At 60.8% G+C, this 25,175-nt stretch carries 21 protein-coding genes; 9 read left to right on the top strand and 12 right to left on the bottom strand.

Features of this window, described 5'->3' with window-relative positions; genetic code table 11:
* Nucleotides 1-305: 305 nt before the first annotated feature.
* The 5 genes from mnmE to rpmH all read right to left on the bottom strand — a co-directional run bounded on the left by mnmE (nt 306) and on the right by rpmH (nt 4,232).
* Complete coding sequence (gene mnmE, locus C2H86_RS11850; protein WP_159412689.1) at nt 306-1,676, bottom strand: tRNA uridine-5-carboxymethylaminomethyl(34) synthesis GTPase MnmE; 1,371 nt, start codon at nt 1,674-1,676, stop codon at nt 306-308.
* A gap of 86 nt (nt 1,677-1,762) precedes the next feature.
* A complete protein-coding gene (gene yidC / locus C2H86_RS11845; protein WP_103448390.1) occupies nt 1,763-3,439 on the bottom strand; it encodes a membrane protein insertase YidC in 1,677 nt (558 codons plus the stop codon).
* A 2-nt stretch (nt 3,440-3,441) separates the two neighbouring features.
* Entirely contained in the window at nt 3,442-3,687 is a 246-nt protein-coding gene (gene yidD, locus C2H86_RS11840; RefSeq protein ID WP_079230263.1) for a membrane protein insertion efficiency factor YidD, read from the bottom strand.
* Nucleotides 3,680-4,084: a ribonuclease P protein component gene (gene rnpA / locus C2H86_RS11835; protein ID WP_082433472.1), complete on the bottom strand. Its 405-nt coding sequence runs from the start codon at nt 4,082-4,084 to the stop codon at nt 3,680-3,682. The genes yidD and rnpA overlap by 8 nt, the downstream gene beginning before the upstream one ends.
* A 13-nt stretch (nt 4,085-4,097) precedes the next feature.
* Nucleotides 4,098-4,232, bottom strand: coding sequence for a 50S ribosomal protein L34 (gene rpmH, locus C2H86_RS11830; protein WP_003253163.1), 135 nt, complete (start codon nt 4,230-4,232; stop codon nt 4,098-4,100).
* 584 nt (nt 4,233-4,816) lie between these two features.
* On the opposite strand from rpmH, the gene dnaA reads away from it, so the two are divergent.
* The 4 genes from dnaA to gyrB are packed head-to-tail and all read left to right on the top strand — an operon-like array spanning nt 4,817 to nt 11,043.
* Nucleotides 4,817-6,355, top strand: coding sequence for a chromosomal replication initiator protein DnaA (gene dnaA / locus C2H86_RS11825; RefSeq protein WP_159412688.1), 1,539 nt, complete (start codon nt 4,817-4,819; stop codon nt 6,353-6,355).
* Between the two features lie 40 nt (nt 6,356-6,395).
* Nucleotides 6,396-7,499, top strand: a complete 1,104-nt coding sequence (gene dnaN / locus C2H86_RS11820; RefSeq protein ID WP_015268408.1) for a DNA polymerase III subunit beta — start codon at nt 6,396-6,398, stop codon at nt 7,497-7,499.
* 15 nt (nt 7,500-7,514) lie between these two features.
* Entirely contained in the window at nt 7,515-8,618 is a 1,104-nt protein-coding gene (recF, locus tag C2H86_RS11815; RefSeq protein ID WP_159412687.1) for a DNA replication/repair protein RecF, read from the top strand.
* A 4-nt stretch (nt 8,619-8,622) separates the two neighbouring features.
* The gene (gyrB, locus tag C2H86_RS11810) at nt 8,623-11,043 is read left to right on the top strand and encodes a DNA topoisomerase (ATP-hydrolyzing) subunit B (protein ID WP_159412686.1); all 2,421 of its coding nucleotides are present in this window, start codon (nt 8,623-8,625) and stop codon (nt 11,041-11,043) included.
* Nucleotides 11,044-11,164: 121 nt separating this feature from the next.
* Here gyrB and C2H86_RS11805 read toward each other — a convergent pair whose 3' ends face one another.
* Both C2H86_RS11805 and C2H86_RS11800 read right to left on the bottom strand, forming a co-directional pair.
* Nucleotides 11,165-11,569 (bottom strand): RcnB family protein, encoded by a 405-nt coding sequence (locus C2H86_RS11805; RefSeq protein ID WP_159412685.1) that lies wholly within the window; start codon nt 11,567-11,569, stop codon nt 11,165-11,167.
* Nucleotides 11,570-11,695: 126 nt separating this feature from the next.
* Nucleotides 11,696-12,985 carry a sigma-54 interaction domain-containing protein gene (locus tag C2H86_RS11800; protein ID WP_159413086.1) on the bottom strand — a complete coding sequence of 430 codons (1,290 nt, stop codon included), beginning with the start codon at nt 12,983-12,985 and terminating at the stop codon, nt 11,696-11,698.
* Nucleotides 12,986-13,207: 222 nt separating this feature from the next.
* On the opposite strand from C2H86_RS11800, the gene C2H86_RS11795 reads away from it, so the two are divergent.
* Genes C2H86_RS11795 through C2H86_RS11785 form a run of 3 tightly spaced genes read left to right on the top strand, consistent with a single transcriptional unit; the run spans nt 13,208 to nt 16,204 of the window.
* Nucleotides 13,208-14,092: an MBL fold metallo-hydrolase gene (locus tag C2H86_RS11795; RefSeq protein WP_159412684.1), complete on the top strand. Its 885-nt coding sequence runs from the start codon at nt 13,208-13,210 to the stop codon at nt 14,090-14,092.
* 40 nt (nt 14,093-14,132) lie between these two features.
* Nucleotides 14,133-15,389, top strand: a complete 1,257-nt coding sequence (locus tag C2H86_RS11790; RefSeq protein WP_430738576.1) for an NAD(P)/FAD-dependent oxidoreductase — start codon at nt 14,133-14,135, stop codon at nt 15,387-15,389.
* Complete coding sequence (locus C2H86_RS11785) at nt 15,386-16,204, top strand: sulfite exporter TauE/SafE family protein (RefSeq protein ID WP_159412683.1); 819 nt, start codon at nt 15,386-15,388, stop codon at nt 16,202-16,204. Before C2H86_RS11790 ends, C2H86_RS11785 begins: the two co-directional genes overlap by 4 nt.
* On the opposite strand, the gene C2H86_RS11780 is transcribed toward C2H86_RS11785, so the two are convergent.
* On the bottom strand, nt 16,193-17,080 hold the full coding sequence (locus tag C2H86_RS11780) for a LysR family transcriptional regulator (protein WP_079230255.1): 888 nt from the start codon (nt 17,078-17,080) through the stop codon (nt 16,193-16,195). The genes C2H86_RS11785 and C2H86_RS11780 overlap by 12 nt on opposite strands.
* A gap of 119 nt (nt 17,081-17,199) precedes the next feature.
* On the opposite strand from C2H86_RS11780, the gene C2H86_RS11775 reads away from it, so the two are divergent.
* Both C2H86_RS11775 and C2H86_RS11770 read left to right on the top strand, forming a co-directional pair.
* Nucleotides 17,200-18,846, top strand: coding sequence for a GMC family oxidoreductase (locus C2H86_RS11775; protein WP_159412682.1), 1,647 nt, complete (start codon nt 17,200-17,202; stop codon nt 18,844-18,846).
* A 97-nt stretch (nt 18,847-18,943) separates the two neighbouring features.
* Nucleotides 18,944-20,563, top strand: coding sequence for an MFS transporter (locus C2H86_RS11770; RefSeq protein WP_159412681.1), 1,620 nt, complete (start codon nt 18,944-18,946; stop codon nt 20,561-20,563).
* 177 nt (nt 20,564-20,740) lie between these two features.
* On the opposite strand, the gene C2H86_RS11765 is transcribed toward C2H86_RS11770, so the two are convergent.
* The 4 genes from C2H86_RS11765 to glyQ all read right to left on the bottom strand — a co-directional run bounded on the left by C2H86_RS11765 (nt 20,741) and on the right by glyQ (nt 25,102).
* The gene (locus C2H86_RS11765; RefSeq protein WP_159412680.1) at nt 20,741-21,511 is read right to left on the bottom strand and encodes a lysophospholipid acyltransferase family protein; all 771 of its coding nucleotides are present in this window, start codon (nt 21,509-21,511) and stop codon (nt 20,741-20,743) included.
* Between the two features lie 64 nt (nt 21,512-21,575).
* On the bottom strand, nt 21,576-22,103 hold the full coding sequence (gene gmhB / locus C2H86_RS11760; RefSeq protein WP_159412679.1) for a D-glycero-beta-D-manno-heptose 1,7-bisphosphate 7-phosphatase: 528 nt from the start codon (nt 22,101-22,103) through the stop codon (nt 21,576-21,578).
* A 3-nt stretch (nt 22,104-22,106) separates the two neighbouring features.
* Nucleotides 22,107-24,158, bottom strand: coding sequence for a glycine--tRNA ligase subunit beta (glyS, locus tag C2H86_RS11755; protein ID WP_159412678.1), 2,052 nt, complete (start codon nt 24,156-24,158; stop codon nt 22,107-22,109).
* On the bottom strand, nt 24,155-25,102 hold the full coding sequence (gene glyQ, locus C2H86_RS11750) for a glycine--tRNA ligase subunit alpha (RefSeq protein WP_060507781.1): 948 nt from the start codon (nt 25,100-25,102) through the stop codon (nt 24,155-24,157). The genes glyS and glyQ overlap by 4 nt, the downstream gene beginning before the upstream one ends.
* Nucleotides 25,103-25,175: the final 73 nt, after the last annotated feature.

Genomic DNA, 25,175 nt, shown 5'->3' with positions numbered 1-25,175 from the left:
CCCACCATGAGGGTTATGGATAACGCCATTTAGCCTGTGGATTAAATGCCTGTTTACCCACAGGTGGATTTGTCCTCAGAAAAAAAGCCTGCTTATCAACGGAGCTGAAGGCGGGTTTTCCACAGGTCTCCTGAACAGGGTTTTGGGTCTGTGGATGGATTTGCGTATGCGTGATCGGGCCTCTTAGCGGCTAAAGCCGCTCCTACAGGGCTCGGTGTGGTATTTGAAAGATCCGACGAGTGGATAAATTGCAGGCAAAAAAAGCCGCTCCCGGAGGAGCGGCCTTGGTTTTAGCCAGCTGTGGATTACTTGCCGATGCAGAAACTGGAGAAGATCCGCCCCAGCAGGTCATCGGAACTGAACGCACCGGTGATCTCACCGAGCGCCTGCTGCGCCTGACGCAAGTCCTCGGCCAGCAGTTCACCCGCTCCAGCCAGAGTCAACTGTGCGCGACCATGTTCCAGGTGAGAACTGGCCTGGCGCAAGGCATCGAGGTGGCGCCGGCGGGCGCTGAAACCGCTCTCGGCGGTCTGTTCATAACCCATGCAGGCCTTGAGGTGATCGCGCAGCAGTTGTAGCCCCTGATCGTCCCCTTTGGCGCTCAGGGTGATGGTCACGTGGCCATCGTCGCATTGTTCCAGGGCTACCCGCTCACCGCTGAGATCGGCTTTGTTGCGAATCAGCGTTACCTTGCCCGGGTCTGGCCGCTGGTCGAGAAACTCAGGCCACAAGGCGAACGGATCACTAGCCTCGGGGGCGGTGGAGTCGACCACCAGCAGCACTCGATCAGCCTCGCCAATGGCCTTCAGCGCGCGCTCCACGCCGATCTTTTCCACATGGTCGTCGGTATCCCGCAGGCCGGCAGTATCGACCACATGCAGTGGCATGCCGTCGATGTGGATATGTTCGCGCAGGATGTCCCGGGTGGTGCCTGCGATGTCGGTAACGATTGCCGCCTCACGCCCCGCCAGCTGGTTCAGCAGGCTCGATTTGCCTGCATTTGGCCGGCCGGCTATGACCACCGTCATGCCGTCACGCAGCAAGGCGCCCTGCCCGGCCTCGCGCTGCACGGTGGATAACTCGCTGCGCACCGCATCGAGCATCGACAACACATGGCCATCGGCAAGGAAGTCGATTTCCTCTTCAGGAAAGTCGATCGCGGCCTCGACGTAGATGCGCAGGGCAATCAACGCCTCCGTCAGGCCGTGCACACGCTTGGAGAACTCCCCCTGCAGCGAGCGCAAGGCATTGCGCGCAGCCTGGCTGGAGCTCGCTTCAATCAGGTCAGCAATGGCTTCGGCCTGGGCCAGGTCGAGCTTGTCGTTGAGGAACGCACGCTCGCTGAACTCGCCCGGACGCGCCAGGCGGCAGCCCACTTGTACACACCGCTGCAGCAGCATATCCAGGACCACAGGGCCGCCATGCCCCTGCAGCTCGAGTACATCCTCACCCGTGAACGAGTTGGGACCTGGGAAGTACAACGCGATGCCTTCATCCAGCACCAGGCCATCCTCGTCGCGGAATGGCCCGTAGTGGGCATGGCGGGGCGTCAGCGTTCGGCCGGTAATCAGCTGCCCCGCCTTGCTCGCCAATGGCCCGGACAACCTCACGATGCCGACGCCTCCGCGGCCCTGGGCAGTGGCGATGGCGGCGATGGTTTCACGCACAGTGTTCATGCTCGAAAGCCTCTACGACAAAAACGACAGATAGCAAAAACGCCCCCGAGGGGGCGTTTTTATTCACAGGCTAGCGCAGTAGCCCGTCAAGCAGCAGCTTTTTTGGTGGCTGCTTCGATACGGCGGGTGATGTACCACTGCTGAGTGATCGACAGGCAGTTGTTCACAACCCAGTACAGCACCAGACCAGCCGGGAACCACAGGAAGAAGAAGGTGAAGATGATCGGCATCATTTTCATCACCTTGGCCTGCATCGGATCCGGAGGCGTCGGGTTCAGACGCTGCTGGATGAACATGGTGGCGCCCATGATGATCGGCAGGATGAAGAACGGATCCTTGATCGACAGGTCGGTGATCCACAGCATCCACGGAGCCTGGCGCATTTCGACGCTTTCCAGCAGTACCCAGTACAGGGACAGGAACACCGGCATCTGCACCAGGATCGGCAAGCAGCCGCCCAGCGGGTTGATCTTCTCTTTCTTGTAAAGCTCCATCATCGCCTGGGACATCTTCTGGCGATCGTCACCGAAGCGTTCCTTCAGTGCGGCGAGCTTCGGCGCCACGGCACGCATGCGCGCCATCGAGCGGTAGCTGGCAGCCGACAGCGGGAAGAACAGGCCCTTGATGAGCATGGTCAGCACGATGATCGACCAGCCCCAGTTGCCCAGCAGGCTGTGGATATGTTGCAGCAGCCAGAAGATCGGCTGGGCGATGAACCACAGGAAGCCGTAGTCGACGGTCAGTTCCAGGCCTGGGGACAACTCTTTCAGCTTGGACTGGATCTTTGGACCGGCATACAGCATGGCGCTGGTTTCAACCTTGCCGCCAGCCGGAACGCTGAGGGCCGGGCCGGTGTAGCCGATGATGTAGTTACCCTGGCTGTCCTTGCGGGTCTGGACAACATTGTTATCCGACTTGGCCGGAATCCAAGCGGTCACGAAGTAGTGCTGCAGCCAGGCAACCCAGCCGCCCGACACATTTTCTTTCAAACTACCTTTGTCGATGTCCTTCATCGAGACCTTTTTGTAAGGCTCGGAAGCTGTCCACATGGCGGCGCCCAGGTAGGTCGCGGTGCCGGTGGCGGTGCTCGACGATGGATCGGAACTGGCGTCACGCTTGAGCTGGGCAAACATGTTGCCGTTCCAGGCCTGGCCGCTCTGGTTGTCGATCAGGTAGCTGACGGTCAGGTCGTACTCACCGCGCTTGAAGCTGAAGCGCTTGATGTAGTTGACGCCGTTGTCGCTGAACTTGAGGTCGACGACCAGTTGGTCCTGGCCATCAGCCAGCTGATAGCTCTTCTGCTCGGCAGCATACAGCGGGCGACCCGACGAACGGGCATCCGGACCGTTGGCGCCGGTCAGGCCGCTCTGTGCCAGGTAGATGCGCTCGCCACCATTGTCGAACAGCTGGAACGGAATGTCCGGATGGTCCTGACGGCGCGGGTACTTCGGCAGGTTCAGCTGGACGATGTCACCACCGACCGGATCGATAGCCAGTTCCAGGACATCGGTCTTGATCCGGATCAGATCCTTGCTGACCGCGGCCGGAGCCAGTTCGGCAGGGCTGGATTCGGCATTGGCGCTCGGCACATCGGCGCTGGCGGTACCGGCCGGCACACCATCCGGCAAGGCCGGGGCAACAGTGCTGGCAGCAGTATTCTGAGTCGGCAGGGCAGCCTGGCCGTAGTCCTCGTTCCACTTGAGGACCATGACGTAGGACACGATTGCCAGGGCGACGATCAGGATCGTGCGTTTAATATCCATGATTACTCGGCTATCGAAGAAGTTCGGGAGGAAGGAGCGGGGGGAACGGGATCGAAACCGCCGTCGTTCCACGGATGACAACGCCCCAGGCGACGAACGGCTAGCCACCCGCCACGCAAGAGACCATGGTTCTCAATGGCTTCAAGAGCGTAACAGGAGCAACTGGGGTAGAAACGACAGTGGTTGGCCATCAGGGGACTGATGGCGTAACGGTAAAACTGGATCGGAACGAGGGCCAGTTTACGCATTTTGACTGTCTACCCCTGCGGAATCGGCGTTTGCCGCTGGAGTTGGCCGGCTGCGCGCCAGGCGTTTCCAGAGCTTGCCAAAATGTTGGTGCAATTCCGGGTTTTCTATCTCACCCAATCCCTTGCGCGCGACGATCACTATATCCAGGCCACCCAGCAATTGCTGGTTGAGCCGGAAGGAATCGCGCATCAAGCGCTTGAGGCGGTTGCGTTGAACGGCGAGCTTGACGCTCTTCTTGCCGATCACCAGGCCGAGGCGCGGGTGATCCAGGCCGTTCTCGCGAGCAAGGATCAGCAGGTTTTTCCCTGGAACCTTGCCGGTTGGGGAGTCGAAGACCGCTTTGAAGTGCCGGGGTGTAAGCAGTCGCTTTTCCCGACTGAAGTCCTGACTCACCACCTGTGCCGAAAAATCAAATGGCCAGACGCTTACGGCCTTTGGCACGACGACGCGACAGAACAGCGCGGCCGTTCTTGGTAGCCATACGGGCACGGAAGCCGTGGGTGCGAGCGCGCTTGATGGTGCTTGGTTGGAAAGTACGTTTCATGGCGTTGTTACCTGGTTTGTCGACTACGGGCCGGAATGGCCCCCTTTTTAAGAGATCGGCGATTCTAGAGAAAGCAAGCCCATAGGTCAATTTCCAACCAGCCTTTCCTTATAGAAGGCGCCCTGACTGCTGGATGCCAGGGAGGGTTGATCAGCCAGGCAGACGGACGACAAAACGAAAAAAAAAGAAGAGAGATATAAAAAGCTTTTCTGAAGAACTTATAAATCTTAAGTGGATAACCTTCTGTGGATAACATGATGCAGCCCATGCATTACGCGATGTACAGAGATTTGAAACCTTGTCGGTAACAGGTGCTGCGCTTGTGTTGGACGTGCGGAAAGGCTGTGGATAGAAAGGGTCGTTATCCACAGGCGAGTTATCAACAGGGCTAACCCCGGGGTTGTGCATAGACCTCAAGGTCGCTTATCCACAGGGTTTATTCACAGAGGTTGGAAGACGTTTTTGCCGCTAAATGGCTGTTTTGTCATGGCTCTGAATGTTTCCACATGTGGATAACTGATCGCTCGACCGGTACAATGGCGGTTTGTTTTTGCCTCATCCGGCTTTCAACTCAGGGGATATCCGTGTCAGTGGAACTTTGGCAGCAGTGCGTGGAGCTTCTGCGCGATGAACTGCCTGCCCAGCAATTCAACACCTGGATCCGTCCGCTACAGGTCGAAGCCGAAGGCGACGAGTTGCGCGTCTATGCGCCTAACCGTTTCGTGCTCGATTGGGTGAATGAAAAGTACCTTGGCCGTCTGCTCGAACTGTTGGGTGAAAACGGCAGCGGCATGGCGCCAGCCCTTTCCTTGTTAATAGGCAGCCGCCGCAGCTCTGCTCCACGTGCTGCACCCAATGCCCCCGTCAGTGCTGCAGTTGCGGCTTCGCTTGCGCACAGCCAGACCCAACAGGCCGCCGCGCCTGCGGCCGCTGCCGTTGCCGAGCCGGTTCAAGCGCCAGTTGCCGAACCGGTGCAGGTGAATGAAGCCGCTGAGTCGGCATCGCGTGACAGCTTCGATGGCATGGGCGACAGCACTTCGGCGCCTGTTGCTGGCAGCCGTACCGAGCAGCGCACGGTTCAGGTGGAAGGCGCGCTCAAGCACACCAGCTATCTGAACCGCACCTTTACCTTCGAGACCTTTGTCGAAGGTAAGTCGAACCAGCTGGCCCGCGCTGCGGCCTGGCAGGTCGCCGACAACCCCAAGCATGGTTACAACCCACTGTTCCTTTATGGTGGTGTGGGCCTGGGTAAGACCCACCTGATGCATGCTGTAGGTAACCACCTGCTGAAGAAGAATCCGAATGCCAAGGTCGTGTACCTGCATTCCGAGCGCTTCGTCGCGGACATGGTCAAGGCGCTGCAGCTCAACGCAATCAACGAATTCAAGCGCTTCTACCGCTCGGTCGATGCGCTGCTGATCGACGACATCCAGTTCTTTGCCCGTAAAGAGCGTTCCCAGGAAGAGTTCTTCCACACCTTCAACGCCTTGCTCGAGGGCGGCCAGCAGGTGATTCTCACCAGTGACCGCTATCCGAAGGAAATCGAAGGCCTGGAAGAGCGCCTGAAGTCGCGCTTCGGCTGGGGCCTGACGGTGGCTGTCGAGCCGCCGGAACTGGAAACCCGCGTGGCGATCCTGATGAAGAAGGCCGACCAGGCCAAGGTCGAGCTGCCGCATGATGCTGCGTTCTTCATCGCCCAGCGTATTCGCTCCAACGTACGTGAACTCGAAGGCGCCCTGAAGCGGGTGATCGCTCACTCGCACTTCATGGGCCGTGACATAACCATCGAGCTGATTCGCGAGTCGTTGAAGGACCTGCTGGCGCTTCAGGACAAGCTGGTGAGTGTGGATAACATCCAGCGCACGGTGGCTGAATACTACAAGATCAAGATCGCCGATCTGTTGTCCAAACGCCGTTCGCGCTCCGTTGCGCGCCCGCGTCAGGTAGCCATGGCACTGTCGAAGGAACTGACCAACCACAGTCTGCCGGAAATCGGTGACATGTTTGGCGGCCGCGACCACACCACCGTGCTGCACGCCTGCCGCAAGATCAACGAATTGAAGGAATCCGACGCGGACATCCGCGAGGACTACAAGAACCTGCTGCGGACGCTGACGACGTGATGGTCGCCAGCGCAGCTATTTGAAGGCAAGGGACTAGACCATGCATTTCACCATTCAACGCGAAGCCCTGTTGAAACCCCTGCAACTGGTCGCCGGTGTCGTCGAGCGCCGCCAGACCTTGCCGGTGCTGTCCAACGTCCTGCTGGTCGTGCAAGGCCAGCAGCTGTCGTTGACCGGTACCGACCTGGAAGTCGAACTGGTTGGCCGCGTGCAACTGGAAGAGCCGGCCGAGCCAGGCGAGATCACTGTCCCGGCGCGCAAGCTGATGGACATCTGCAAGAGCCTGCCAAACGACGTTCTGATCGATATCAAGGTCGATGAGCAGAAGCTCCTGGTCAAAGCCGGCCGTAGTCGCTTCACCTTGTCGACACTGCCTGCCAACGATTTCCCTACGGTTGAAGAAGGCCCGGGTTCGCTGACCTGCAACCTGGAGCAGAGCAAACTGCGCCGCCTGATCGAGCGCACCAGCTTCGCCATGGCCCAGCAGGACGTGCGTTACTACCTCAACGGTATGCTGCTGGAAGTGTCGCGCAACACCCTGCGTGCGGTTTCTACCGATGGTCACCGCTTGGCGCTGTGCTCGATGAGCGCACCGATCGAGCAGGATGATCGCCATCAGGTCATCGTTCCACGTAAAGGTATTCTTGAGCTGGCGCGCCTGCTCACCGATCCGGAAGGCATGGTCAGCATCGTTCTCGGTCAGCACCACATTCGAGCGACCACCGGTGAATTCACCTTCACCTCGAAACTGGTCGACGGCAAGTTCCCGGACTACGAACGCGTACTGCCAAAAGGTGGTGACAAGCTGGTAGTCGGTGATCGCCAGGCGCTGCGTGAAGCGTTCAGCCGTACCGCAATTCTTTCCAACGAGAAATACCGCGGTATTCGCCTGCAGCTGGCCGCCGGCCAATTGAAAATCCAGGCCAACAACCCTGAGCAGGAAGAAGCAGAAGAAGAGATCAGCGTGGACTACGAAGGTAGCTCGCTGGAGATCGGCTTCAACGTCAGCTACCTGCTGGACGTGTTGGGCGTTATGACTACCGAGCAAGTTCGTCTGATTTTGTCTGACTCCAATAGCAGTGCCCTGCTGCAGGAGGCTGGCAATGACGATTCTTCCTACGTTGTCATGCCGATGCGCCTGTAATCTGTAGCAGGCGAAATGTCCCTTCGACGTATCATGGTCACCGCGGTGCGCAATCTGCACCCGGTGACTCTCTCACCTTCCCCCCGCATCAATATCCTCTACGGCGCCAACGGCAGCGGCAAGACCAGTGTGCTCGAAGCAGTGCACCTGCTTGGTCTCGCCCGGTCATTCCGCAGCACGCGGCTGAACCCGGTCATTCAGTATGAGCAGCCTGCTTGCACCGTGTTTGGCGAAGTTCAGTTGGCTGAAGGTGGTAGCAGTAACCTGGGCGTCTCCAGGGAGCGGGCGGGCGAATTTACTATCCGAATCGACGGGCAGAATGCCAAGAGCGCCGCTCAATTGGCTGAACTGCTGCCGTTGCAGCTGATCAACCCGGACAGTTTCAGGTTGCTGGAAGGCGCACCGAAAATCCGCCGGCAGTTTCTCGATTGGGGAGTGTTTCACGTGGAACCTCGGTTCCTGCCGGCCTGGCAACGTCTGCAGAAGGCGCTGCGGCAGCGGAACTCGTGGTTGCGGCATGGTACACTTGACCCAGCTTCGCAAGCCGCCTGGGACCGGGAGTTATGCCTGGCCAGCGCGGAAATAGATGAATACCGTCGCAACTACATCAAGGCCTTGAAGCCCGTCTTCGAGCAAACCCTGAGCGAGCTGGTCGAGCTGGACGGGTTGACCCTGAGCTACTACCGAGGCTGGGACAAGGACCGGGAACTGCAAGAAGTACTCGCCTCCTCTCTCCTTCGCGATCAGCAGATGGGCCATACCCAGGCCGGCCCGCAGCGTGCTGATCTGCGTCTTCGTCTGGCTGCCAATAACGCAGCCGACATCTTGTCGCGTGGTCAGCAAAAGCTGGTGGTGTGCGCATTGCGCATTGCCCAGGGCCATCTCGTCAGCCAGGCTCGCCGCGGCCACTGTATTTATCTCGTTGACGATCTGCCGTCCGAGCTGGATGACCAGCATCGCCGCGCGCTGTGCCGCTTGCTAGAAGAATTACGCTGCCAGGTGTTCATCACCTGTGTAGATCACGAATTACTGAGGGAAGGCTGGCAGACGGAAACGCCAGTTGCCTTGTTCCACGTGGAACAAGGCCGTATCACCCAGACCCACGACCATCGGGAGTGAAGGCATGAGCGAAAATCAAACGTACGACTCCTCCAGCATCAAGGTGCTGAAAGGTTTGGATGCCGTACGCAAGCGTCCCGGCATGTACATTGGCGACACCGATGATGGTAGCGGCCTGCACCACATGGTCTTCGAGGTGGTCGACAACTCGATCGACGAAGCCCTCGCCGGTCACTGCGATGACATCACCGTCATCATCCACACGGACGAATCCATCAGCGTGCGCGACAACGGTCGCGGCATTCCGGTCGACGTGCATAAAGAAGAAGGCGTTTCAGCAGCCGAGGTCATCATGACCGTGCTGCACGCCGGCGGTAAATTCGACGACAACTCCTACAAGGTATCCGGCGGTCTCCACGGTGTAGGTGTTTCGGTAGTGAACGCCCTGTCCGAGAAGCTGGTGCTGACCGTTCGCCGCAGCGGCAAGATCTGGGAACAGACCTACGTTCATGGTGTTCCTCAGGCGCCGATGGCCGTTGTCGGTGACAGCGAAACCACCGGTACCCACATCCACTTCAAGCCTTCGGCTGAAACCTTCAAGAACATCCACTTCAGCTGGGACATCCTGGCCAAGCGGATCCGCGAGCTGTCGTTCCTCAACTCGGGTGTCGGCATCCTGCTGAAGGACGAGCGTTCGGGCAAGGAAGAGTTCTTCAAGTACGAAGGTGGCTTGAAGGCATTCGTTGAATACCTCAACACCAACAAGACCCCGGTCAACTCGCAGGTCTTCCACTTCAACATCCAGCGTGACGACGGTGTGGGTGTCGAGATTGCCCTGCAGTGGAACGACAGCTTCAACGAAAACTTGCTGTGCTTCACCAACAACATTCCGCAGCGTGACGGCGGTACTCACCTGGTCGGTTTCCGCTCCTCGCTGACCCGTAGCCTGAACAGCTACATCGAGCAGGAAGGCCTGGCTAAGAAGAACAAGGTCGCCACCACCGGTGACGATGCCCGTGAAGGTCTCACCGCGATCATTTCGGTGAAGGTGCCGGATCCGAAGTTCAGCTCGCAGACCAAGGACAAGCTGGTCTCCTCGGAGGTGAAAACCGCCGTGGAACAAGAGATGAACAAGTACTTCGCCGACTTCCTGCTGGAAAACCCGAACGAAGCCAAGGCCGTGGTCGGCAAGATGATCGACGCTGCCCGTGCCCGTGAAGCGGCGCGTAAAGCCCGTGAAATGACTCGCCGCAAAGGCGCGCTGGATATCGCCGGCCTGCCGGGCAAACTGGCCGACTGCCAGGAGAAGGACCCTGCTCTTTCCGAACTGTACCTGGTGGAGGGTGACTCCGCAGGTGGCTCAGCCAAGCAAGGCCGTAACCGTCGCACCCAGGCGATCCTGCCGCTGAAGGGTAAGATCCTCAACGTCGAGAAAGCGCGCTTCGACAAGATGATCTCGTCCCAGGAAGTGGGCACGCTCATCACTGCACTGGGCTGCGGTATCGGCCGCGAAGAGTACAACATCGACAAGTTGCGTTATCACAACATCATCATCATGACCGATGCTGACGTCGACGGTTCGCACATCCGTACCCTGCTGCTGACCTTCTTCTTCCGTCAGCTGCCGGAGTTGGTCGAGCGCGGCTACATCTACATCGCGCAGCCGCCGCTGTACAAGGTCAAGAAAGGCAAGCAGGAGCAGTACATCAAGGACGACGAGGCCATGGAAGAATACATGACCCAATCGGCTCTGGAAGATGCCAGCCTGCACCTGGACGAATCGGCGCCAGCCGTTTCCGGCGTACAGCTGGAAACCCTGGTGAACGAATTCCGCGCGGTGATGAAGACCCTCAAGCGTCTGTCGCGCTTGTACCCGGAAGACCTCACCGAACACTTCATCTACCTGCCGGAAGTCACTCTGGAGCAACTGGGCGACCACGCCGTGATGCAAGCCTGGCTGGTGAAGTTCCAGGAGCGTCTGAGCAACAGCCAGAAGTCGGGCCTGGTCTATCAGGCCAGCCTGCGCGAAGATAAGGAGCGCAATGTCTGGCTGCCGGAAGTGGAAGTTACCTCCCACGGTCTGGCCAGCTACGTCACCTTCAACCGCGACTTCTTCGGCAGCAACGACTACCGCTCGGTGGTCACCCTGGGTGCCAAGCTGTCTACCCTGCTCGGCGAAGGTGCCTACGTGCAGCGTGGTGAACGTCGCAAGGCAATCACTGAGTTCAAGGAAGCCCTCGACTGGCTGATGAACGAAAGCACCAAGCGCCACACCATCCAGCGATACAAAGGTCTGGGTGAGATGAACCCGGAGCAGCTGTGGGAAACCACCATGGACCCAACCGTCCGCCGCATGCTCAAGGTCACCATCGAAGACGCGATTGCCGCCGACCAGATCTTCAATACCCTGATGGGCGACGCGGTGGAGCCACGCCGTGACTTCATCGAAAGCAATGCGCTGTCGGTATCGAACCTGGACTTCTGATCGCCCTCGGCAGCAACACACTATGTTCCACGTGGAACCCATCCTTTCTGAGAACCCTGAGCTTTGAGTTCGGCAGAAACAAGAAAGCCCGCTGACGCGGGCTTTTTTGTGGCTGTCGGAATCAATAACCGGAGAGGACGCTGACGACCACGCCAGTTGCAATCGCCACCAGCACGTAGTCACCGTTTACGTACAACCAGCGGTGATCGCGTGGTGGTGCGTACAGATGACGCGCGCGCCAGTCGGTCACCCAGTAGCGGTCGGTGCGGTAACGCGGTTCCACGACATAGCCTCGATGCCACTGCTGATGAGGCATCGGCATGCCCGCTTCAGGACGGAAGTTTGGGTTGTGGTAGGCCGGGTAGCGACCATTGTCATGGCGGTCATAGCGCTCGGGTTGACCATGTGGCGGGTTGCCCTGATGGGATGGACCACCGTCATAGTGATCCGGGCCCGGTTGAGCAAAACTGGCCAGGGGTGCGCTGAGCACAAGCGCGGCGCAGAGTACGGTTATGGCTTTCTTCATTTGCGGATCCTCTGCCTGTTAACGCCCGGCAGGTAATACGGGCTGCCCGGTGCGGTTAACTGATCAGACCACAAACTTTTCCACATAATGTAAGGGCAGAGGTAAAGGTCAGGTAAAGTCGGCGGACTACAAACCCAGCGCTTTCAAGCGGCGATACAAGGTTCGCTCACTCAGGCCAAGGTGACGGGCCAGCTCGCTGCGTGATCCTTGGAACTGCTCCAGCGCTTGCGCGAGATCACCCAAGTCGTTTCGTCCTCTGCTCATGCCAAATGCCTGTTGTGGCCCAAGCTCTTCCGGCAGATGCTCAGGCCGGATCAGCCCGTCATCGGCAAACAGCCGAGCCCTTTCCAGGATGTTGCGCAACTCGCGAATGTTCCCGGGGAACGCATGCAGCGTGAGTTGCTTCAGCGCTTCCTCGGTCAGACTGGGTGTCGGCTTGCCTGCCATGCGCTGAAGTAGGCTCTCGGCTAGCAATGGCAAATCTTCCACACGCTCGCGCAAAGCCGGCAGGCGTATCGGGAAACCACTGATGCGGTAATACAGATCTTCACGGAAGGTACCCTCTGCCACCATCTTCTTCAATGGTTTATGGGTTGCCGAAACCAGGCGGAAATCCGAATGCACGGTGCGCAGGCTGCCCACCGGGCGGAAGCTCCCGCACTCTATCAGGCGCAGCAGCTTGACCTGCATCGCCAATGGCACCTCGCCGATTTCGTCAAGGAACAACGTACCGCCATGGGCAGCTTCAGCCAAGCCGATCTTGCGTTGGTGGGCGCCCGTGAAAGCGCCTTTCTCGTAGCCGAACAGTTCGCTCTCGAACAGCGATTCGGTCAGGCCGGTGCAGTCAACGACGACAAGTGGCCCATCGGCCCGTGGGCTACCGATGTGAATAGCGCGGGCGAAAAGCTCCTTGCCCGTACCCGATTCGCCCTGGAGCAGTACAGGAATCTGTGCGGGTGCCGCACGTTGAAGGCTGGCCAACGCAGTCTTGAAGGCAGGTGCTCGCCCGACCAGCCCTTGTTCCTGAGGTTGTGCAGAGGCCAGGGTGATGCTGGTAAGGCGCTCGACGAAGGCCACCACCCTGCCCTGCTCATCGAGGATCGGCCGCAGCTCCACATCCACATGCTCAGGGCCTCGCGGTGTGTGATGAATGTGCAGCACACGCTCCGGCACTTTGCTGTCCCACGCCTTGCGCATCGGGCAGTGCTCGCCGGCCTGGTCACAGGGGACGGCGTAATGATGTGATACACGATGGCACTTCTCACCCAGAGGAGCCTGCTTGTCTCGACCGAACTGCCGCCGATAAGCCGCGTTGGCCGCGAGGATGTTGTAGTCGGTGTCCAGCACGATGGTAGGCAGGGCATCGTGCTCCAGGTAGGAAACCAGAGCTAGGATGAGTGGATGAGATTCAGGCATGACGGCACCGATTGGATAACCTGGCGCAGGGTAACAAGGACTGCCAAACACTGCCATTGGCTGACAGTCGACTGCCATTAGCGCTGCCACTTTCGGCATTTTCATAAATTGGGCGCCGGTTTTACTGGTCATGGCGTCTGAAAATGCCTGGCATGCATCTTGATAAATCTCCATCCACTGCCTACGCCTGTACAAGGCGAGGCAGATAATTTGGAGAACGTGATGATCATCGGCAACAACCTTCACGTGGACGCCTTCTATGACAAGGCGACCTCGACCATCAGCTACCTGGTGATGGATCGTGAAACCCTTCAGTGCGCGCTGATCGACAGCGTGCTGGACTACGACCCCAAGTCCGGGCGCACCTGCACTGCTTCGGCGGATCGCCTGATCGAGCGCGTGGCTGAACTGAATGCCAAGGTGCAGTGGGTTCTGGAAACCCATGTGCACGCCGACCACCTCTCGGCGGCGGCTTATCTGAAGGGCAAGCTCGGCGGCCATACCGCCATCGGTGCGCACATTACTCAGGTGCAGAAAGTCTTCGGCACGCTGTTCAATGCGGAGCCTGGCTTCGCCCGCGATGGCAGCCAGTTCGATGTGCTGTTCGAAGATGAAGAAGGTTTCCGCATCGGCAACCTGTATGCCCGTGCGCTGCATACCCCTGGGCACACGCCGGCATGCATCAGTTACATGGTCGTGGACGCTGGCGAAACTGCGGTGTTCGTCGGCGATACCCTGTTCATGCCTGACTACGGCACCGCCCGCTGCGACTTCCCTGGCGCCGATGCCCGGACGCTGTACCGCTCGATCCGCCGGTTGCTGGCATTCCCCGACCAGACCCAGTTGTTCATGTGCCACGACTACCTGCCAGGCGGGCGCGAGATGCAGTACGTCACCACGGTGGCCGAGCAGCGCGCCAGCAATATCCACATCCACCAGGGTATCGACGAGGACAGCTTCGTGACCATGCGCGAAGCCCGTGACAAGACCCTCGACATGCCCGTGCTGATCCTGCCATCGGTGCAGGTGAACATGCGCAGCGGCCAGCTCCCGGAGCCTGAGGAAAACGGCGTGAGCTACCTGAAGATCCCGCTGAACAAGCTTTGACTGCCCTGCCCCATTACCAGAAATTCCAGGATTGACTGCCATGCCTGCCAATGCCGACCACCACAAGGTGGTCATCGTCGGTGCCGGTGCCGCCGGTATCGCCACTGCCTCAAGCCTGATCGCCCGTGACCCGTCACTGGACATCGCCCTGATCGACCCTGCCGACGTGCACTACTACCAGCCAGGCTGGACCATGGTCGGCGCCGGCGTCTTCAGTGCGCCGAGCACCGCCCGCACCATGGCCTCGGCCATCCCGCGCGGCGTGCGCTGGATCAAGGCGCGCGTCCAGGGCTTCGACCCGTCTGCCCAGTTGGTGACCCTGGAGGGAGGCCGCGCCATCAGTTATGAACAGCTGGTGGTCTGCCCCGGTCTCAAGCTCGACTGGGACGCAATCGACGGGCTCAGCGAAACCCTAGGTCGCAACGGTGTAACCTCCAACTACCGCTACGACCTGGCACCTTACACTTGGGAGTTGGTGCAATCGCTCAAGCAAGGGCGTGCCCTGTTCACCCAGCCGCCGATGCCGATCAAGTGCGCTGGTGCGCCGCAAAAGGCACTGTACCTGTCCTGTGACCATTGGCTGCGCAGTGGTCGGCTGGGCGACGTAAAAGCCAGTTTCTTCAATGCTGGTGCCGTGCTGTTCGGCGTTCCCGACTATGTGCCAGCCTTGATGGCCTACATCGACAAGTACGGTGTGAACCTCAATTACAGCCATCGCCTAGTGGCCGTGGATGGGCCCAACCAGCGTGCCACCTTCGTTCGTACGCTGCCCGACGGCAGCAGTGAAACTCGTACTGAAGCCTTCGACATTCTGCACGTGGTGCCGCCGCAGGTTGCTCCGGACTTCATCCGCCAGAGCCCCTTGGCCGATGCCGCCGGCTGGGTCGACGTCGATCCGCATACCTTGCGCCACCGGCAGTTCGGCAACGTCCACGCGCTGGGCGATGTGGCCAACACCAGCAATGCCAAGACTGCTGCGGCTGCGCGCAAGCAGGCGCCAGTGGTAGCCAATAATGTGCTGGTCGCGCTGGGCCGCCTCCCAACCCTGGCCCAATACGACGGCTATGGCTCCTGCCCACTGACCGTCGAGCGCGGCAAGATCGTCCTGGCCGAGTTCACCTATGGCGGCAAGGTCGCACCGAGCTTTCCTCGCTGGCTGCTCGATGGGCGCCAGCCGACCCGCCTGGCCTGGCTGCTCAAGGCACGGGTGCTGCCGCCGTTGTACTGGCAGGGGATGCTCAAAGGCCGTGAGTGGCTGGCGCGCCCACAACCGCTGGACGCCGAGGCCGCGCAGTGATCGAACATCAACTGCTGGGCGCTGGCCTGGGCGCGATCATCGGTGCAGTGCTGGCGTTGACCGGCGCTGGCGGTGGCATCCTGGCGGTGCCGCTGCTGGTGTTCGGGCTGGGCCTGTCGATGGTCGAAGCTGCTCCCATCGGGCTGCTCGCCGTGGGGCTTGCTGCAGCGGTAGGTGCGGTACTCGGCTTGCGCGAGGGGCTGGTGCGTTATCGCGCCGCCCTCTTCATCGCCTTGATCGGCATCGCGGCGGCACCGTTCGGCCTGATGCTGGCCCACCGCTTGCCCAATACACCGTTGGCGCTGGTGTTCGCTGCCGTGCTGATCTATGCCTGTCTGCGCATCTGGCGCAAGGCGGCCAAGGACCTGCGCGGCGAAGGCAGCGAAGCTCATCGCTATATCGAGCCCTGCGTGTTGAACCCATTGCAGGGGCGCTTGCGCTGGACGTTACCCTGCGCACGCGCCCTTGCGTTTACCGGGGCCATGTCCGGCTTGCTCTCCGGCCTGCTGGGGGTCGGCGGCGGTTTTGTGATCATCCCCGCCTTGAACCGCTATACCAACCTGCGCATGAAGAGCATCGTCTCGACTTCCCTGGCTGTCATCGCGCTGGTTTCCACGGGGAGCGTGGTGAGCGCCAGCCTCGCCGGTGTGATGCACTGGCGGATCGGCGCACCTTTTGCCATCGGTGCGGTGATCGGCCTGTTGCTGGCCCGACCACTGGCGGCAAAAATCGCCGGGCCCCGCCTGCAGCAGATGTTCGCTGTCGCCGGTTGGCTGGCGGCCGTGCTGCTGGGCGGCAAGGCGCTATTCGGCTAGCAGCTCGTCCTGTTCCGCCGCGCACAGCGCCAGCAGGTAGTCCCACACCACCCGCAGGCGCACCGACTTGTGCAACTCGCGGCGGGTACAGATCCAGTAGCTGCGCTGGATGGTCTCGCTGGGCAGCACGCGCACTAGCGTCGGGTCATGGCGAGCCATGTAGTTGGGTAGCACGGCGATGCCCAGCCCTGCCCGTGCGGCGGTTTGCTGAGCGATCACACTGGTGCTGCGGAAGGCCACGTTCGGCGCGCGGCAGAAGCTGTTGAGAAACAGCAGTTCCTGGCTGAACAGCAGGTCATCGACGTAGCCGATCCAGCTGTGCCGGGCCAGGTCCTCGCGGTTGCGCAGAGGGGGCGCCCGGTCCAGGTAGCCTTGGCTGGCATACAGCGCCAGGCGGTAGTCGGTGAGCTTGCGGGTGATCAGCAGGTCGGCGTTGGGCCGCTCCAGATGAATGCTGATCTCTGCCTCGCGGTTGAGGATACTGACGAAGCGCGGTACCGCCACCAGTTCCACCTCCAGCCCAGGATAGCGGGCGAACAGCTCGCTCATGCGCGGGGTGAAGAACATGATGCCGATGCCCTCGGTGACGCCCAGGCGAATCTTGCCCAGCGGGGTGATGGCCTGGGTGATTTCTTCCTGCGCCAGCAGGGCTACGTTCTCCATGGCTTCGGCGTGCTTGAGCAGCGCCTGGCCCGACGGGGTCAGTTCATAACCCTGGGCGTGTTGCACGAACAGTGGCGTACCCAGGCTCTTCTCGATGCTTTCGATATGCCGGGCGACCGTGCTGTGGGTGGTATTGAGGCGCTTGGCCGCGCTGAGCAGGCGGCCACTGCGCTGCAACTCGAGGAAAAACCGCAGATCGTTCCAGTCGAACATGCTGATCCTTAGGGCTGTGCTAAAACGCACAACGGCTGCGTGAAATCTCGTGTTTCCTTAGCGAAATTACTCACTAAGATGGATCGGGACAAGAATAATAATCAGGCGCGAGGTTGCACATGCCATCAGCCGATTCTGTCTTCGACTACGTGGTCGTAGGCGCTGGCCCCGCCGGCTGCCTGCTGGCCAATCGTTTGTCCGCCGACCCTTCCTGCCGCGTCCTGCTGCTCGAAGCCGGCGGCCGCGACAACTATCCCTGGATTCACATCCCCGTCGGTTACCTCTACTGCATCGGCAACCCCCGCACCGACTGGTGCTTCAAGACCGAAGCACAGCCCGGCCTGCTAGGTCGGGTCCTGGGATATCCACGGGGCAAGGTGCTCGGTGGTTGTTCGTCGATCAACGGCATGATCTACATGCGTGGCCAGGCCGCCGATTACGACCATTGGGCCGAGCAAGGCAACGACGGCTGGGCCTGGAAGGATGTGCTGCCGTTGTTCAAGGCCAGCGAGAACCACTTTGCCGGCGCCAGCGAGCACCATGGCGGTGAGGGTGAATGGCGGGTCGAGCGCCAGCGCTACAGCTGGCCGATCCTTGATGCCTTCCGTGACGCCGCCGAACAGAGTGGCATTGGCAAAGTCGAGGACTTCAATACCGGCGACAACCAGGGCTGTGGATACTTTCAGGTCAATCAGCGCAGCGGTGTGCGCTGGAACGCCTCCAAGGCTTTTCTCCGGCCAATCAAGGACCGTCCCAACCTCACTGTGCTGACCGGCGTGGAGGTTGACCAGGTGCTGTTGAACAACACCCGTGCCCGTGCGGTCAAGGCCCAGTGGCAAGGTGCCTGGCATGAGTTCGCTGCGCGTCGCGAGATCATCCTCTGTGCTGGCGCCGTGGGCTCGCCCGGCATCCTCCAGCGCTCGGGCATCGGCCCGCGCAAGCTGCTCGAAAGCCTGGGTATCGGTGTGCGCCACGACATGCCTGGCGTCGGCGGTAACCTGCAGGATCACCTGCAACTGCGGCTGATCTATCAGATTCGCAACACCCGCACCCTCAACCAGATGGCCAACAGCCTGTGGGGCAAGCTGGGCATGGGCCTGCGCTATCTCTACGACCGCAGTGGCCCGCTGGCCATGGCGCCGAGCCAGCTGGGTGCCTTCGTGCGTTCGAGCCCGGAGCAGGCCACAGCCAACCTGCAGTATCACGTGCAGCCGCTGTCACTGGAGCGCTTCGGCGAGCCGTTGCATCCGTTCCCGGCCTTCACCGCCTCGGTGTGCAACCTGCGCCCGGCCAGCCGTGGGCGCATCGATATCCGCAGTGCGAACATGAACAGCACACCGCTGATCGATCCCAACTACTTGAGCGACCCCCAGGACCTGCGCGTTGCCGCCGATGCCATCCGCCTGACCCGGCGCATCGTCCAGGCCCCTGCCCTCGCCGCTTTCGATCCCCAGGAATATCTGCCAGGCCCGACCCTGCAAACCGAGGAAGAACTGTTCGACGCGGCCGGCAAGATCGGCACCACCATCTTCCACCCGGTCGGCACCTGCCGCATGGGCAGCGGCGAGCTGGACGTTGTGGATAACCAGCTGCGTGTGCACGGCATCCCTGGCTTGCGTGTGGCCGATGCCTCGATCATGCCGCGGATCACTTCCGGTAATACCTGTTCCCCCACCCTGATGATCGCCGAGAAGGCGGCGCAACTGATCCTCAAAGGAGCCGCAACCCAGACCTACCTGAACGAAGACGCAGTACCGACCCCCTGACCCGGGAGCGTGCAATACCGGCAGCTCGCGGTCACAAGCTGCCGACAGTGGAACAACAAGAATAATCACTGTGGCCTGCGGGCCGAGGACAGCAACGATGTCGGATTACATCCAAGAGCAGGGTGCGACGGCGAGTACCTCCAGTCGTCGTGAAGAACGCAAGATCATTTTCGCGTCATCCCTCGGGACAGTGTTCGAGTGGTATGACTTTTTTCTCTATGGCGCGCTGGCAGCTGTCATCAGCAAGCAGTTCTTCGCCGGGGTGAATGACACCACCGCCTTCATCTTCGCCCTCATGGCCTTTGCCGCCGGCTTCCTGGTGCGGCCGTTCGGTGCGCTGGTGTTTGGCCGTCTGGGCGACATGATAGGGCGCAAGTACACCTTCCTGGTGACCATCGTGCTGATGGGCCTGTCGACCTTCGCCGTCGGCCTGCTACCCACCTACGCCAGCATCGGCATCGCGGCACCGATCATCCTGGTGATCCTGCGCATGCTCCAGGGGCTGGCATTGGGCGGGGAATACGGCGGCGCCGCGACCTACGTGGCCGAGCACGCGCCACCCGGCAAGCGTGGCTTCCACACCGGTTTCATCCAGTCCACTGCGACCCTGGGCCTGCTGCTGTCATTGCTGGTGGTACTGGGCAGCCGCTACATCAGTGGTGACCAGTTCGAAAGCTGGGGCTGGCGCCTGCCGTTCCTGCTGTCGATCTTCCTGTTGGCGATCTCCACCTGGATCCGCATGAGCATGCACGAGTCGCCGGCCTTCGTGAAAATGAAGGCCCAGGGCAAGGTCAGCAAGTCGCCGATCCGCGAGTCGTTCACCTCCTGGCCCAACCTGAAGGTCGTGCTCACGGCGCTGTTCAGTATCAATGCCGGGCAAGCCGTGACCTTCTACACGGCGCAGTTCTATGTGCTGTTCTTCATGACCCAGATGCTCAAGATGGACCCGGCCCAGGCCAACACCTTGCTGATCATCAGTGTGGTCATCGGAGCGCCGTTCTTTGTGTTCTTTGGGTGGCTGTCCGATCGCATTGGGCGCAAGCCGATCCTGATGCTCGGCCTGCTGCTGGCCACTGTGCTGTATTTCCCGATGTTCAAGGCCCTGAGCCATTACGCCAACCCGCAGATCGACGCGGCCAGCCGTCAGGCGCCGATCGTGGTCACCGCAGACCCGCAAGGCTGTACCTTCCAGTTCGACCCGGTTGGCAAGGCGCGTTTCGACAGCCCGTGCGACAAGGTCAAGACCTTCCTGGTCAAGCAGGGCCTGCCGTACAGCTCGGTGAATGTGGCTGGTAGTGATGTGGTGGTGAACATTGGCGACAAGACCATCAACGGCTTCGATGAAGCGGCCATGCGCGCGGCGATCGATCAGGCGAGTTACCCGGCCAAGGCAGACCCGGGACAGGTCAACCAGGTGATGGTGGTGGTGCTGATCGTGGCAATGATCCTGATCGCGACCATGACCTACGGGCCGCTGGCGGCGGTGATGGTCGAGCTGTTCCCGACCCGCATCCGCTACACCTCGATGTCGCTGCCCTATCACATCGGCAACGGCTGGTTCGGCGGCTTCCTGCCAACGGTGTCGTTCGCGCTGGTGGTGTATACCGGGGATATCTTCTACGGCCTGTGGTACCCGGTGCTGGTGACCGGCATCAGCCTGGTGGTGGGAATCTTCTGCCTGAAAGAAACCAAGGACGTGGATATCGACAAGGTTTGACGCCATCACCAAGCCATAAAAAAACCGGCTGTAAAAGCCGGTTTTCTTATGCCCCGAAAAAACTTATGCACGTTTTTCAGAAAAATGTCACACCGAGAAATAAACAGCTAATTCATACACTTAGCTTCGTATCTTGGCGCTTCTCGAAAAAACTGTTCACAAGTTATCCACAGATGGTCAGGCCATCTGCTCCTGCGGTTTTTCATCCACTGGCGGCAGCGAGCCCATGGCCCGCTGGGTCGCTTCGTTCCATGCCGCAGCACGGTCGTTGAGCTCGGCAATGGCCCGAGGGCCGCTGCCTTCGGCGTACATCGGCTTGCCGATCACTACCTCGATGGTGCCCGAGCGCTTGCCCCAGCCCGTCTTGGGCCAGAACTTGCCAGCGTTGTGGGCAATCGGCAGCACTGGCAACCCGGCATTCACGGCCAGCGCGGTACCGCCCCGGGAGAATTTGCCCACGGTACCGAACGGCACACGGGTACCTTCCGGGAAGATCAGCACCCAGGTTTTCTGCTTGAGCAACTCGTCACCCTTGCTGGCCACCTGGCGCAGGGCTTCCTTGGGGTTGTCGCGGTTGATCGCGATCGGCCTCAGCATGGCCATGGCCCAGCCAAAGAACGGCACATAAAGCAGCTCGCGCTTGAGCACCTGGCTTAGCGGCGAGAAATACTGGGAAAGGAAGAAGGTTTCCCAGGTGCTCTGGTGGTTGGACAGGATCACGCAGGGTTCATCTGGTACGTTCTCGGCACCGGTGACCTTGTAGTTGATACCGAGGATGGTGCGCACCAGGAACAGTGCGCAACGGCACCAGTACACGTTGATGAACTTGTAGCGTTTGGGGAACGACAAGAACGGCGCGACGAAGAAGCTCAGCGAGCACCACAGCAGCGAACTGGTGCCCAGCAGCAGGTAAAAAAGAAAGATTCTGATCGCCTGCAGGATCGACATAGTGGCAAGTACCGTTGCGGGGCGTGCCCGCCTGGGAAAAATGCGCCCGAGGGCGCATTGTTGTTTAAATAATTTCTCTGGCGATAGCTGCCAGATCGTCGAAAATCAGTGTAGTTTCCGGGACGCCTTTTTCCAGGGTCCGCTCACCCTTGCCGGTTTTCACCAACACGGGTTGTGCACCGACGGCCAGGGCGGCCTCCAGGTCACCTTTGCTGTCGCCAACGAACCAGACGCCTTCAAGGCCTACCTGGTAATGCTCGGCGATCGCCCGCAGCATGCCAGGCTTGGGTTTGCGGCAATCGCAGCCTTCGTCCGGCCCGTGCGGGCAATATACGATGTGCCCCACCTCGCCGCCCTGCTCGGCCACCAGCGCGCGCAGGCGCGCGTGCATGGCCTCGAGGGTTGCCAGCGAGTAATAGCCACGGGCGATGCCGGACTGGTTGGTGGCCACGGCCACCGTCCAGCCCGCCTTGCTCAACTGCGCGATCGCTTCGACCGAGCCAGGGATCGGGATCCACTCTTCCAGCGTCTTGATGTAGGCGTCGGAGTCTTGGTTGATCACCCCGTCACGATCGAGAATCAGCAGTTTCAAGGTTTACCCCAGCAGCGAAATGTCGGCCACGCCCAGGAACAGCCCGCGCAGGCGGCTGAGCAGGGCATAACGGTTGGCACGTACCTTGGCGTCTTCGGCGTTGACCATCACCGCCTCGAAGAAGGCGTCGACCGGGTCACGCAGAGCCGCCAGGCGGGCCAGCGATTCGCTGTACTGGCGAGCGGCTGCCATCGGTTGCACGGCCTGGTCGGCCTGCTGGATGGCCGAGTACAGGGAGAACTCGTTCGCGTTGTCGAAGTACTTCGGCTCGACCTGGTCGGCGATGGCGCCTTCGGCCTTGCTCAGCAGGTTCGAAACGCGCTTGTTCACCGCGGCCAGGGCTTCGGCTTCCGGCAGCTTGCGGAAGGCCTGCACGGCCTGCACGCGCTGGTCGAAGTCCAGGGCAGAAGCCGGCTTCAGGGCACGTACCGACAGGTAGGTGGCAACGTCGATGCCTTCGTCTTCGTAACGTGCACGCAGGCGGTCGAAGATGAACTCCAGCACCTGCTCGGCCAGGCCTGCGGCCTTGACCTTGGCACCGAACTGCTTGACCGCGAACTCGACCGCAGCGCTCAGGTCCAGGTCCAGCTGCTTCTCGATCAGGATGCGCAGCACGCCCAGGGCGGCACGACGCAGGGCATAAGGGTCCTTGCTGCCGGTGGGCAGCATGCCGATGCCGAAGATGCCGACCAGGGTGTCGAGCTTGTCGGCGATGGCCACGGCAGCACCGGTGAGGGTCTGCGGCAGCTCGGCGCCAGCACCGCGCGGCATGTACTGCTCGTTCAGGGCCAGGGCGACGTCTTCCGGCTCACCGTCGTTGAGCGCGTAGTAGTAGCCGGCAACACCCTGCATTTCAGGGAACTCGCCGACCATCTCGGTAGCCAGGTCGCACTTCGACAGCAGGCCGGCACGGCCAGCGCGCTGGGCATCGCCGCCGATCAGCGGGGCAATGAAGGCAGCCAGCCTGGAAACACGTTCGGCCTTATCGTAGACAGTGCCGAGCTGGGCCTGGAACACCACGTTCTTCAGGCGCTCGTTGAAGGTTTCCAGCGGCTGCTTCTTGTCCTGCTTGAAGAAGAACTCGGCGTCGGTCAGGCGCGGGCGAACGACCTTCTCGTTACCCTGAACGATCTGCTTGGGGTCACGGCTCTCGACGTTGGCCACGGTGATAAAGCGCGGCAGCAGCTTGCCTTCGCTGTCCAGCAGGCAGAAGTACTTCTGGTTGTCCTGCATGGTGGTGATCAGGGCTTCCTGCGGCACTTCGAGGAAACGCTCCTCGAACGAGCACACCAGCGGCACTGGCCATTCGACCAGGGCAGTCACTTCGTCCAGCAGCGCCGGTGGCACGATGGCGCTGCCTTCCTGCTGCATGGCCAGCTCGGCGGTACGCTTGCTGATCAGCTCGCGACGCTCGTCGAAGTCGGCCAGCACGTAGGCTTTGCGCAGGTCTTCGACATAGTTGGCCGGGGTGGTGATGACCACGTTCTCCGGGTGGTGGAAGCGGTGGCCACGGGATTCACGGCCGGCCTTCTGCGACAGGATGGTGCAGTCGACCACCTGGTCGCCGAGCAGCATCACCAGCCACTGGGTCGGGCGCACGAACTCTTCACGGCTGGCGGCCCAGCGCATGCGCTTGGGGATCGGCAGGTCGTTGAGCGAATCTTCGACGATGGTCGGCAGCAGGCTGGCGGTAGCCTTGCCCGGGATGTGCTGGGAGAAGCGCAGCTTGGCGCCGCTCTGGTCGATTTCCGACAGCTCCACGCCGCACTTCTTGGCGAAGCCCAGGGCAGCCTGGGTCGGCTCGCCGTCTTTGAAGGCTGCCTGTATGGGCGGGCCGTCGATGTTGATGCTGCGGTCAGGCTGCTGCACGTCGAGCTGGCGGATCAGCACGGCCAGGCGGCGTGGCGCTGCGTAAACCTGCTTGCCGGTGTAATTCAGGCCAGCGGCCTGCAGGCCCTTCTCGATGCCGGCCAGGAAGGCGTCGCCGAGGCTGGCCAGGGCTTTGGGTGGCAGCTCTTCGGTGCCCAGTTCTACCAGGAAATCTTGAGCACTCATTGTGCAGCCTCCAGCTTCGCCAACACTTCGTCACGCAGTTCAGGGGTGGCCATCGGGAAGCCCAGGCGTGCGCGGGCTTGCAGATAGCTTTGCGCCACGTCCCGGGCCAGGGTACGTACGCGCAGGATGTAACGCTGGCGCTCGGTTACCGAGATGGCGCGGCGGGCGTCCAGCAGGTTGAAGGTGTGCGAGGCCTTCAGGACCATTTCATAGGTCGGCAGCGGCAGCTCCAGCTTGATCAGGCGGTTGGCTTCGCTTTCATAGAAGTCGAACAGTTCGAACAGCTTCTCGACGTTGGCGTGCTCGAAGTTGTAGGTCGACTGTTCCACCTCGTTCTGGTGGAACACGTCGCCGTAGGTGACCTTGCCGAACGGGCCGTCGGCCCACACCAGGTCGTAGACCGAGTCGACGCCCTGGATGTACATGGCCAGGCGCTCGAGGCCGTAGGTGATTTCACCGGTGACCGGGTAGCACTCGATACCACCGACCTGCTGGAAGTAGGTGAACTGGGTGACCTCCATGCCGTTCAGCCAGATTTCCCAGCCAAGGCCCCAGGCGCCCAGGGTCGGCGACTCCCAGTTGTCTTCGACGAAGCGGATGTCGTGGACCAGCGGGTCGATGCCGATGGCCTTCAGCGAGCCGAGGTACAGCTCCTGGAAGTTGGCCGGGTTCGGCTTCAGGACCACCTGGAACTGGTAGTAGTGCTGCAGGCGGTTGGGGTTTTCGCCATACCGCCCGTCGGCAGGGCGACGGCTAGGCTGCACATAGGCGGCGTTCCAGGTTTCTGGACCCACGGCGCGCAGGAATGTAGCGGTGTGGAAAGTGCCGGCGCCTACTTCCATATCGTAGGGCTGAAGCACCACACAACCTTGAGCTGCCCAGTAGTTTTGCAGGGCGAGGATCAGGTCTTGGAAGGTACGCACGGCTGGCGTAGGCTGGCTCACGAAATTCACCTGTATCTGGGGATGCGGATGTAAAGAGCGGGAGTATAACCTGATTCGCCTCGCCCTCTACTCA

The organism is Pseudomonas putida (assembly GCF_009883635.2).
Taxonomy (GTDB): domain Bacteria; phylum Pseudomonadota; class Gammaproteobacteria; order Pseudomonadales; family Pseudomonadaceae; genus Aquipseudomonas; species Aquipseudomonas putida_W.
Note: the sequence above shows the minus strand (reverse complement) of the source record. Positions and strands in the feature narration are given on the sequence as shown.